At 42.9% G+C, this 10,389-nt stretch carries 8 protein-coding genes; 1 reads left to right on the top strand and 7 read right to left on the bottom strand.

What is annotated here, in order from left to right:
- The first annotated feature begins 199 nt into the window (after window positions 1-199).
- The gene (locus ADG81_RS04840) at window positions 200-1,114 is read left to right on the top strand and encodes an Rpn family recombination-promoting nuclease/putative transposase (protein WP_049551070.1); all 915 of its coding nucleotides are present in this window, start codon (window positions 200-202) and stop codon (window positions 1,112-1,114) included.
- A gap of 559 nt (window positions 1,115-1,673) precedes the next feature.
- Here the strand turns inward: ADG81_RS04840 and recG are convergent.
- From recG to ADG81_RS04875, 7 genes are all read right to left on the bottom strand, one after another.
- The gene (recG, locus tag ADG81_RS04845; RefSeq protein ID WP_049551071.1) at window positions 1,674-3,689 is read right to left on the bottom strand and encodes an ATP-dependent DNA helicase RecG; all 2,016 of its coding nucleotides are present in this window, start codon (window positions 3,687-3,689) and stop codon (window positions 1,674-1,676) included.
- Window positions 3,690-3,707: 18 nt separating this feature from the next.
- Window positions 3,708-4,811: an alanine racemase gene (alr, locus tag ADG81_RS04850; protein WP_049551072.1), complete on the bottom strand. Its 1,104-nt coding sequence runs from the start codon at window positions 4,809-4,811 to the stop codon at window positions 3,708-3,710.
- On the bottom strand, window positions 4,801-5,163 hold the full coding sequence (acpS, locus tag ADG81_RS04855) for a holo-ACP synthase (protein ID WP_049551077.1): 363 nt from the start codon (window positions 5,161-5,163) through the stop codon (window positions 4,801-4,803). The genes alr and acpS overlap by 11 nt, the downstream gene beginning before the upstream one ends.
- 45 nt (window positions 5,164-5,208) lie before the next feature.
- Complete coding sequence (locus ADG81_RS04860) at window positions 5,209-6,240, bottom strand: 3-deoxy-7-phosphoheptulonate synthase (RefSeq protein WP_049551073.1); 1,032 nt, start codon at window positions 6,238-6,240, stop codon at window positions 5,209-5,211.
- A 1-nt stretch (window position 6,241) separates the two neighbouring features.
- Window positions 6,242-7,273 carry a 3-deoxy-7-phosphoheptulonate synthase gene (locus ADG81_RS04865; RefSeq protein WP_049551074.1) on the bottom strand — a complete coding sequence of 344 codons (1,032 nt, stop codon included), beginning with the start codon at window positions 7,271-7,273 and terminating at the stop codon, window positions 6,242-6,244.
- Between the two features lie 80 nt (window positions 7,274-7,353).
- Window positions 7,354-9,867 carry a preprotein translocase subunit SecA gene (secA, locus tag ADG81_RS04870; protein ID WP_049551075.1) on the bottom strand — a complete coding sequence of 838 codons (2,514 nt, stop codon included), beginning with the start codon at window positions 9,865-9,867 and terminating at the stop codon, window positions 7,354-7,356.
- A gap of 145 nt (window positions 9,868-10,012) precedes the next feature.
- Entirely contained in the window at window positions 10,013-10,300 is a 288-nt protein-coding gene (locus ADG81_RS04875) for a membrane protein (protein WP_049551076.1), read from the bottom strand.
- Window positions 10,301-10,389 lie beyond the last annotated feature (89 nt).

The following is a 10,389-nucleotide window of genomic DNA, read 5'->3' on the forward strand; positions in this document are numbered from 1 at the left end:
AGTGTTTTGAGCAACCTGCGGCTAGTTTCCTAGTTTGCTCTTTGATTTTCATTGGGTCACTTCTAAAACTAACTTCCAGTTTTGGGAGAGAGAGGGAAGTTACTTTGAGAAGTTACGCTTTTTTACGAATAAATAGATAGAAGCACTAAATCTAGTCAACCTAGAGGTAAAAATGTGCTATAATGAAAGGAGAGAAAGAATGATTCTCAGACATCCGGGCATTAGCCCGACCAATGATTTAGTGGCTAAGAAGATTTTTAGCAACCCAGAAATCACTTGTCAATTTATTCGCGATATGCTGGACTTACCAGCCAAAAATGTGACCATTTTGGAGGGAAGCAATATTCACGTATTACCCTCCATACCTTATTCAGTGCAGGATTTCTATACCAGTATAGACGTTTTAGCGGAGTTAGACAACGGCACCCAGGTTATTATCGAAATACAAGTGCATCATCAGAATTTTTTCATCAATCGCCTGTGGGCTTACCTATGCAGTCAGGTCAATCAAAATCTAGAAAAAATTCGTCAACAAGAAGGAAACACTCACCAGAGTTACAAACACATCGCACCAGTATACGCAATTGCTATTGTGGATAGTAATTATTTCTCAGATGACCTAGCCTTTCACAGTTTCAGTATGCGTGAGGACACGACAGGTGAGGTTTTAACCATTACCAACAATGGTCAGGAAAACCATTTAGTTAAGATGGCGTTCTTGGAACTAAAAAAATACAGAGAAACCAGCAAAGATAGCATTCGCAAACCGTGGTTGGAGTTTTTTGGGAATAAACCCTTTACTCAGGAACCCGAGCGAGCCATCAGCCAGGCAGACCAACTGCTGGACTACAAGAGCTGGTCCGAGGAGGACAGGAAGATGTTTAGTCAACTACGTATGCGAGAAGAACAAGCCTTGTTAGCGCAGGACTATGCCTTGGAACAAGCTAGGGCAGAAGGGATTGAACAGGGACTGGAGCGTGGAAAAGTTGAAGGAAGTTTGTCTATGCTACTAAATCTAGTCCGTCAAGGTCTTTTGCCTTCTGAAGTTGCCAGTCAACAGTTGGGTATGACTGTCTCTGAGTTTGAAGAACTATTGAAAGAGCATCATAAATAAGAACTAAAAAATATAGAGAAACCAGCAAAGATAATATTCGCAAGCCGTGGTTGGAGTTTTTGTAAATCATTAAATCAATGACAGATTTTTCCGTAATAGATGGAAGAATCTGTTTTTTTAGTTATGCTAGATGTTGGCTCTGAAATATTAAGATATAGTGTATTGAAATAAGATATGAACAAAGAAATTAGGAAAGTCAAATTATAGTTAAATGAAATAAAAACTGAACAAATTGATCGCGGAATTCAAACTAATTTCTAAAAATGTTTTAGAAAACTAGGTGTACTATTCCAGATTCAATCTACTATAATTTCTAGAATTTTTTTAGAATCCGCAGTGTGCTATTTTAGATTCAATAAATTGTGCTTTTAGAAACAAAAAAGAGCATTTCGCTCTTTCTTCCTTCTCTTCAATCTTAATTTTTTACTTCTTTCTTTTGGAAAGTGGTTTGGTAGTTTACTTTAATCGTTACTGTCATATGAGAGTCCTCGTTTCTTTTTGATGACTCTAGTATAAGGGGCAAACCTGAAAGCTAGCTTAAGTTTTCCTTAGAGAAAGCTTAATCTAAATGTTCTTTCTTTTCCAAATGAAGAGCAATCATGCGCCACTCTGGATCCTCTTGCCAGCCTTCAATAGAACTAATGTAACTAGCAACTTTTCTAGCTTCTTCTAAAATCGGAAAATCTTCGATAATATCAGCTACTTGGAACTCTGGAAGACCTGACTGTCTGGTTCCAAAAATTTCACCTGAACCACGCATTTTCAAATCTTCCTCCGCAAGGACAAATCCATTGGTGGTTTCTGTCATGATGCGCATGCGGTCTTTCCCAGAATCCGTCTTGGGATTGGCAACGAGAACCGCATAGGACTGCTTGTCTCCCCGACCCACACGACCTCTAAGCTGGTGAAGCTGGCTGAGACCGAAGCGATCGGCATCCATGATAATCATGACGGTCGCATTGGGAATATTGACCCCTACCTCGATAACCGTCGTTGAAACCAGAATATCCGTTTTTCGCTCTTTGAACTCCTGCATAATCTGGTCTTTTTCGTCACTCTTCATCTTACCATGTAGAAGAGCCACCTCTGCCTTACCAGCAAAATGAGCCGTCAATTCCTCAGATAAAGCAATAGCATTTTTCAAATCCAGAGCTTCTGATTCTTCAATCAAGGGAGAGATGACATAGGCTTGTGAACCTTTTTGAATTTCCCCCTCTAACCAAGTCAAGACCTGAGATAGTTGCTCATGCTTGATCCAGCGTGTCACAATAGGCTTCCGCCCTGCTGGCATCTGGTCAATAATGGAAACATCCATATCGCCAAATGCCGTGATAGCCAGCGTCCGTGGTATGGGAGTCGCCGTCATCATGAGGACATCTGGGTTGTCGCCTTTTTCTCTCAGAACACGCCTTTGCCCTACACCAAAGCGGTGCTGCTCATCGATGATAATCAAGCCAAGACGAGCATAATCTACCCCATCCTGAATCAGAGCGTGGGTTCCGATAATCAAATCAGCCTCACCCTTGGCAATAGTCTCCAAGACTTCTCTCTTTTCTGCAGCTTTCAAGGAACCTGTCAAAAGAGCCAGTTTCAAGTCTGGAAAAAGGTTCTGTAAACTCTCAAAATGTTGCTCTGCGAGGATTTCTGTTGGTACCATTAGGGCAGCCTGATAACCAGCTGTCACCGCCGCAAACATGGCCAAGCCAGCAACCACAGTTTTTCCGCTCCCCACATCACCTTGTAAGAGACGATTCATGTGGTGGTCGGACTTCATGTCTGTCAAAATTTCCTGCAAACTCTTTTCCTGAGCTTGGGTTAGGTCAAATGGCAGATTTTCTTTAACAGCTGTCACTTTTTCCTGAGACCAATTCAGAACCAGACCGCTTCCCTGAACTCTGTTTTTAGACTTGAGCGTCTGCAATTGCATTTGGAAATAAAAGAGTTCCTCAAACTTGATACGGCGAAGGGCCTGCTTGTATTCTGCCAGATCCTTAGGGAAATGCATGGCACGAACGGCCTGACAACGGGACATGAGTTTGTATTTGTCTAGCAAAGACTGGGGCAGATTTTCCTCAATCAAGAGGTCCAGTCCCTGATCAAAGGCTGTCTTGATAACCTTGACCAGACTGGCCTGACTGATTCCCTGAGCCAGACGATAAACAGGTTGGAGGTCATCTTCCACCTGAGCCAGGACCTTCATCCCAGTCAAACTAGCCTTAGCACGGTCCCATTTTCCAAAGACGGCAAGAGTTGCTCCCAACTCTATCTTATCAGCTAGGTAGGGTTGGTTAAAGAAGTTCACTGCAAAAACGACTTCTCCCTGCTTGAGGCTAAAGCGTAGGCGATTACGCTTGAAACCATAGTACTGGACACTAGCAGGAGTCACGACTCGACCAGATAGGACTGCCTTCTCCCCGTCCTCTAGTTCCAATACTTGCTTAGTTTTGAAGTCTTCATAACGGAAAGGAAAGTAGAGCAAGAGGTCTTGCAAATTTTCAATTCCTAGTTTGGCGTATTTTTCTGCTGACTTTGGTCCCACACCAGGTAAGACATGCAAGGGTTGATGTAGATTCATGCTCCACTCCTTTCTTTTCTAATAATATTCTCTCGGTATGCGGTCGCTGAGAAGACAAACCACCTCATAGTTAATAGTCCCGCGGTAGGCCGCTACCTGAGTTGCTGTGATTTCCTTGTTCCCGTTGGAACCAATCAAGGTGACTTTTGTTCCTAGCGGATAAATCTTAGGCAGACGAATAGTGATTTGGTCCATAGAAACCCGCCCAACGATTGGGCAAGCTTGCCCATCTACCAAGACAGAGAAATTCTGCATGTCTCGTGTCCAACCATCAGCATAGCCGATTGGCACCGTCGCAATGACTTGCTCGCTATCCGCTTGATAAGTTGCTCCATAGCCCATGCAAGCTCCAGCTGAAACTGTCTTGACATGAACCAGAGCAGATTCCAAGGTCAAGGCTGGTTTCAAGTCATAGGGCAAGTCCAAGACCTCTCCGCTAGGGTTAAGACCATACATAGCATCTCCCATACGAACCGCATTGAAAATAGTCTCTGCATGCCATAGAGTCGTTGCCGAATTACTGGCATGAACCAGCTCTGGAAGACCTTTCATACTAGCTAAAATAGTTTTAAACCGTTCTAACTGGGCATTAAAGTAGGTATCTGATTCCTCGTCTGCAGTAGCAAAGTGGGTAAAAATCCCTTCAACACGAGCACCATGTTGTCTGAGCAAATCTTGAGCCTGATCAGCCTCACTAGCCTCTCTAAAACCAATCCGTCCCATGCCTGAATCAATCTTGAGGTGGACTGTCAAACCTGATAGGTCTGCTTCCCTATCTAAGAGTGCTTGAATCCACTCCAGTCCAGCCACAGTCAAGGTGATGTCGTATTCTTTAGCAAGAGAAACAACTTCTATTTCAGAAACTCCTAAAATGAGGATTCGCTTGCTGAGTCCAGCTTGCCTGAGTTCAATGGCTTCATCGATATTGGAAACGCAAAAGCCATCAACATCATCTTGAATAGCCGTCGCAACAGCAACAGCCCCATGACCATAGGCATTAGCCTTGACTACTGCAAATTTGAGCGTTCCTTGAGGGATATGAGCCCCCATTTGCTGAATATTTTGTCGAATAGCTCCCAGATGAATCAGAGCCTTGGTTGGTCTATGTGGACTAGCTTTCATGATTTTCCTCCAAAATGACACTGGCTATCACAAACTGATCGGTATGGCTGATAGACAGCCAAATCTTTCCTAAAAATGGTGCCTGACTAAAATAAGGCGCCCCGCGTTCATTATTCAAGACTTCCAAATCCTGAAAACCGATTTTTCCAATACCCGTTCCCATAGCCTTGGAAAATGCCTCCTTAGCCGACCAGCGACCAGCTAAATATTCGATTTGTCTGCGCCCTTTAAGACTGTTAAACCGTTCCATTTCCTTAGCGGTCAGCACGCGCTTAGCAAATCCTTCATGTCGTGTAACTGCGCTTTCTATCGAAGCCAATTCTTCGATGTCAATTCCGTGTCCAACTATCATTCTCATCAAAAGGAGTTGAGATTCCCCCAACTCCATCCTTTTCACTTATTTTGTCAAGGTAGCATAGATTTCTTCTACCAAGGTCTCTGTATTTTCCCAACCTAGGCAAGGGTCGGTAATGGAGCAGCCAAAGACCTCTGGTTGGTTTTGACGACCATCTGCTAGGTAGGATTCAATCATAAAGCCTCGAACCGTCTTTTTGATTTTCTCGTTCCAATCACGATTTTGCAAGGTCTGGCGAACAATTCGAATTTGCTCCATATATTGCTTGCCTGAGTTGTCATGGTTGGTATCAATGAGGATAAAGGGATTTTCAAGTCCCATAGTTTCATAGCGTTCAATGGCATTTAGCAGGGTTTCATAGTAAAAGTTAGGCTCATTTTTCCCATATTCATTGACTGCGCCACGAAGGATGACGTGGGCCAAGGGATTTCCTGAAGTCTCAACTTCTTGACCATGGAAGAGGAAGGTCTGTTTGTTCTGAGCGGCATAGATACCGTTAAACATAACCCCAAGATTTCCTGAGGTTGGATTTTTCATTCCCACTGGTGCATCAATCCCTGAAGCCACAAAACGGTGCTCTTGGTCTTCCACAGAACGAGCCCCTACAGCATGGTAGCTAACCAAATCATCTACCAAGACCAGATTTGACGGATAAAGCATCTCATCTGCCGTTGTCAAACCAGTCTCTGTAATCACGCGGTAATGTAACTGGCGTACAGCCTGCAAGCCGTTAATCAGGCTTGGAGCCTTAGAGGTATCTGGTTGGTGAACCAAACCTTTATAGCCGTCTCCGTTAGTACGAGGTTTAGCAGTATAAACACGCATAACCATGAAAATCTTGTCCGCCACCTTCTTCTGCAAGGCGGATAAACGGCGGGCATATTCCAAGACAGCCTCTTCATTATCAGAAGAGCAAGGACCAATCACCAAAAGGATACGGTCATCTTCTCCTGAAATAATGTCTGCCAATTCTCTATCACGGCGCTCCTTTAGTCGCAGGGCTTCCGCAGACAATTGGGTTTCTGCCTTGATTGCTTCAATATCAATTTCTTGACCTTTTTCAATAAATGCCATCTTATTCTCCTAGCGTTTGATAGATTTCTCTGACAAGGGCTTCCGTATTTTCCCAGCCAAGACAAGGGTCTGTGATAGACTTGCCAAATACTTCTGGTTCGTTTTGACGGCCGTCTTCTAGATAAGACTCAATCATAAAACCACGAACGTACTGCTTGATTTTGTCATTCCAATCACGGTTAATCAAAGTCTGGCGAACAATTCGAATCTGGTCCATGTATTGCTTACCAGAGTTGTCATGATTGGTATCCACGATGATAAAAGGATTTTCCAAGCCCATTTTCTCATACTGGGCAATAGTATCCATCAAATTATCATAGTAGTAGTTGGGAATATTCTTACCATACTCATTGATCGCTCCACGAAGAATAGCGTGCGAAAGCGGGTTCCCAGTTGTTTCTACTTCTTTTCCTAGGAAGAGGAAACTTTGTTTGTTTTGAGCAGCATAAATCCCATTAAACATAACATTGAGATTTCCAGAGGTTGGATTTTTAAAACCAGTCGCAAAATCTGCCCCACTTGCCACAAAGCGGTGTTGCTGATCTTCAACCGAACGGGCACCAACCGCCATGTAAGAAATCAAATCATCTACTAGCGGAAGATTTTCAGGATAAAGCATTTCATCAGCTGTCGTCATACCTGTTTCTGTGATGACACGATAGTGGAGATGGCGAACGGCTTTGATTCCATTGATAAGACTAGGCGCTTCTGTCGCATTAGGCTGGTGAATCAAGCCCTTATAGCCATCTCCGTTGGTACGGGGTTTGGCAGTATAAACACGCATAACCATAAAGATACGGTCTGCCACCTCTTCTTGTAGAGCTGCCAAACGCTTAGCATATTCAAGGACAGCTTCTTCATTGTCAGATGAGCATGGCCCGATTACCAAGAGAATTCGCTGGTCTTCTCCACGTATAATGGCTTCTAGCTCTTGATCGCGTTGTGATTTCCTCTCTAAAGCTTGGCCTTCTAGTTTTGATAAGGCACGAACTTCTTCAATATTAATTTTAGGACTTTTTGCTGTAAATACCATAACTCATCTCCTTATAAAGCAAACGGATACCAAGTAAAAATTTACTTTTCACAAGGTATCCGCCTCTAAACTATCTCATTTTATTGTCTTTTACCGTGACAGTTTTTAAACTTCTTACCAGAACCACATGGGCAAAGTTCATTCCGTCCAATCTGGCTCAAATCCAAATCTTCTGGGATATTTGCTTGGTGGGCAGCGATATTGCGAGTCGCTGTTGTACTGATATGGTGTTCTGCTTGTGGTCTTTCTTGTTCATGAATTTGTGCTTTCATCATCAAACGTGTCACATCAAACTCGATCGAACCAATCATGTCATTAAACATACGGAAACCTTCTGCCTGATACTCAACAACAGGGTTGTTCTGAGCATAGCCACGAAGTCCTACCGCGTTACGCAATTGATCAAGGGCGTCGATATGATCTGTCCACTTGTTATCCACCACTCGTAGAATCAAGACTTTTTGGAACTCTTTAACTGCTTCTTCATCGCGTAGTTTTGAAACCTGACTATCGTAAACCTTCAAGGCACGTTGGAAGAGCTCTTCCTTGATGGCCTTATCAGACAAGCCTGACAAGTCTTCCATCGTAATAGAATCTTCTGGAAGCAAGTTATACTTAGCAAAGTTCAAAATTGCTTCTAGTTTTTCATCTTGTTTGGCACGCGCATGACCATCAACGACACGACCAATCGTGCGTTTGATCATAGCCTGAATTTCAGGTGCCAAGTCACGATCTGCAGTGATAACGTCGTAACGTTGAGCGTAGATAATCTCACGTTGTTCACGCATGACATCGTCGTATTGAAGGACTTGTTTACGGGTATCGTAGTTATTTCCTTCAACACGTTTTTGTGCTGCTTCAACCTGACGCGTCAACATACGAGACTCAATGGCCTCTTCAGACATATTCAAGCGTTCAAAGATTCCCTTCAAGCGTTCAGAACCAAAACGTTTCATCAAATCATCTTCAAGAGATAGGTAGAATTGTGACTCACCTGGGTCTCCTTGACGACCTGAACGTCCACGAAGCTGGTTATCGATACGACGGCTTTCATGACGTTCTGTACCAATAACACAAAGTCCACCAAGTTCACGAACCCCTTCACCAAGCTTGATGTCGGTACCACGACCGGCCATGTTAGTCGCAATGGTAACAGCACCACGTTGACCAGCATTCATGATGATTTGGGCTTCTTTATAGTGGTTTTTGGCATTCAAGACCTCGTGAGGAACGCCAGCTGCGACTAATTTCTTAGAAATATAGTCACTGGTTTCAACCGCTACTGTACCAACCAAGACTGGTTGACCTTTTTGGTAACGAGCCTTAACATCTTCGACAACCGCCTTAAACTTAGCCTCGATACTTGCATAAAGAAGGTCTGAGTGGTCAATACGTTGAACAGGACGGTTGGTTGGGATTGGAATAACACGAATGTTGTAAATTTCACGGAATTCTTCTTCCTCAGTCTTACCTGTACCCGTCATACCAGACAATTTCTTGTACATACGGAAAAGGTTTTGGTAAGTGATTGAGGCAGATGTCTTGGTTTCATCCTGAATTGGCACACCTTCTTTGGCTTCAATAGCTTGGTGCAATCCATCAGAATAACGACGACCTTCCATAGTACGACCCGTAAATTGGTCAACGATCAAGATTTCTTGTTCTTCGCTCACCACATAGTCAATATCGAGAAGCATGATGTAGTTGGCACGAAGAGCGTTATCGATAAAGTGAGTCAGAGCTACGTTTTCGATGTCATAGAGATTTTCAAGTTTGAAGTAGCTTTCAGCCTTGTCAATCCCTGAATCAGACAAACCAATAGTCTTAGACTGCACATCGATGATGTAGTCGTCTTTGTCCAAAGATTTTACATAGTGGTCTGCCATGTGATACAACTGGCTGGTTTCAACTGCGTTAGCACCTGATACGATCAAAGGTGTACGGGCCTCGTCAATCAAGATTGAGTCAACCTCATCGACCAAGGCATAGTTAAGCGGACGTTGTACCATGTTTTCAGCGCGAACGACCATGTTATCACGAAGGTAGTCAAATCCAATTTCTGAGTTGGTTGAGTAGGTAATATCACACTCATAGGCTTCTTTTTTCTCCATTGGGGATTTGGCAGCCAAGTTAATCCCTACTGACAAACCAAGCCATGAGTACAATTCACCCATCTCAGTCGCATCACGTTCTGACAAGTATTCATTGACCGTAACTACGTGAACCCCTTTACCGGAAAGGGCATTGAGGTATACGGGCATGGTCGCAGTCAAGGTTTTCCCTTCCCCTGTACGCATTTCAGGCACGTCACCATGGTGAAGAACGATTCCCCCCATGACCTGAACCTTATATGGGAAGAGGCCTAGGACACGTTTGGCACCCTCACGGACAACCGCAAAAGCTTCATAAAGCAATGAATCCAGTGATTCTCCATTTTGATAACGTTCTTTAAATTCAACTGTTTTTGCTTTTAGTTGGTCATCTGTCAAAGCAGCCATTTGGTCTTCGTATTTGAAAACCTTGTCAGCCATCTTTTCCAGACGACGGATTTCTCCTTTATCATTTTCGATAATTGTTTTTAAAATATTAGCCATGTTTTTCCTTACTTTAAATTCCGAATATTTTAGAATGTTCTTTTAATTTTAGCACAATTACTGATTATTTTCAAGGAAGAATCCCCATTTTGAAAAGGAAAAAGAGGCTAGTTTCCAAGCTAACCTCTCTGATTTTTATGATACTTTAATTGCCAAAAATCGGCAAAATAGCAAATAGGATAAATAGATTTATCCAAAAAGAAAGACAACAGATAAGTCCAAAAACAAAGAGACTGACTTTCTTGGACAGCAAGGCCATCAAAATCGACAGAATTCCAAAAACTAGTAAAACTTTCTGCATGATTAAGAGATTGATAGATATTCCCAGAACTGGTTTATCCCAAGGAACAAAGAAGAAAGCCAGCCAGATCAGCAGAACTAAACCAATATAGACCTTAGAATAGCGTGTAATAAATGATTTTAGACGTTCCATAAGCAACCTCCTACAAATAGAAAGTAATATAATAATCAATGAAAATCAAAGAGCAAACTAGGAAACTAGCCGCAGGCTGTACTTGAGTA

The sequence above is a fragment of the Streptococcus pseudopneumoniae genome (assembly GCF_001070815.1).
GTDB classification, from domain to species: Bacteria; Bacillota; Bacilli; order Lactobacillales; family Streptococcaceae; genus Streptococcus; species Streptococcus pseudopneumoniae_P.

Excerpts from the sequence above, each read along its gene's own strand:
- recG (WP_049551071.1), bottom strand. The coding sequence starts at position 3,689 with ATGAATCTACATCAACCCTTGCATGTCTTACCTGGTGTGGGACCAAAG.
- ADG81_RS04860 (WP_049551073.1), bottom strand. The coding sequence starts at position 6,240 with ATGGCATTTATTGAAAAAGGTCAAGAAATTGATATTGAAGCAATCAAG.
- alr (WP_049551072.1), bottom strand. The coding sequence starts at position 4,811 with ATGAAAGCTAGTCCACATAGACCAACCAAGGCTCTGATTCATCTGGGA.
- ADG81_RS04865 (WP_049551074.1), bottom strand. The coding sequence starts at position 7,273 with ATGGTATTTACAGCAAAAAGTCCTAAAATTAATATTGAAGAAGTTCGT.
- ADG81_RS04840 (WP_049551070.1), top strand. The coding sequence starts at position 200 with ATGATTCTCAGACATCCGGGCATTAGCCCGACCAATGATTTAGTGGCT.
- ADG81_RS04875 (WP_049551076.1), bottom strand. The coding sequence starts at position 10,300 with ATGGAACGTCTAAAATCATTTATTACACGCTATTCTAAGGTCTATATT.
- acpS (WP_049551077.1), bottom strand. The coding sequence starts at position 5,163 with ATGATAGTTGGACACGGAATTGACATCGAAGAATTGGCTTCGATAGAA.
- secA (WP_049551075.1), bottom strand. The coding sequence starts at position 9,867 with ATGGCTAATATTTTAAAAACAATTATCGAAAATGATAAAGGAGAAATC.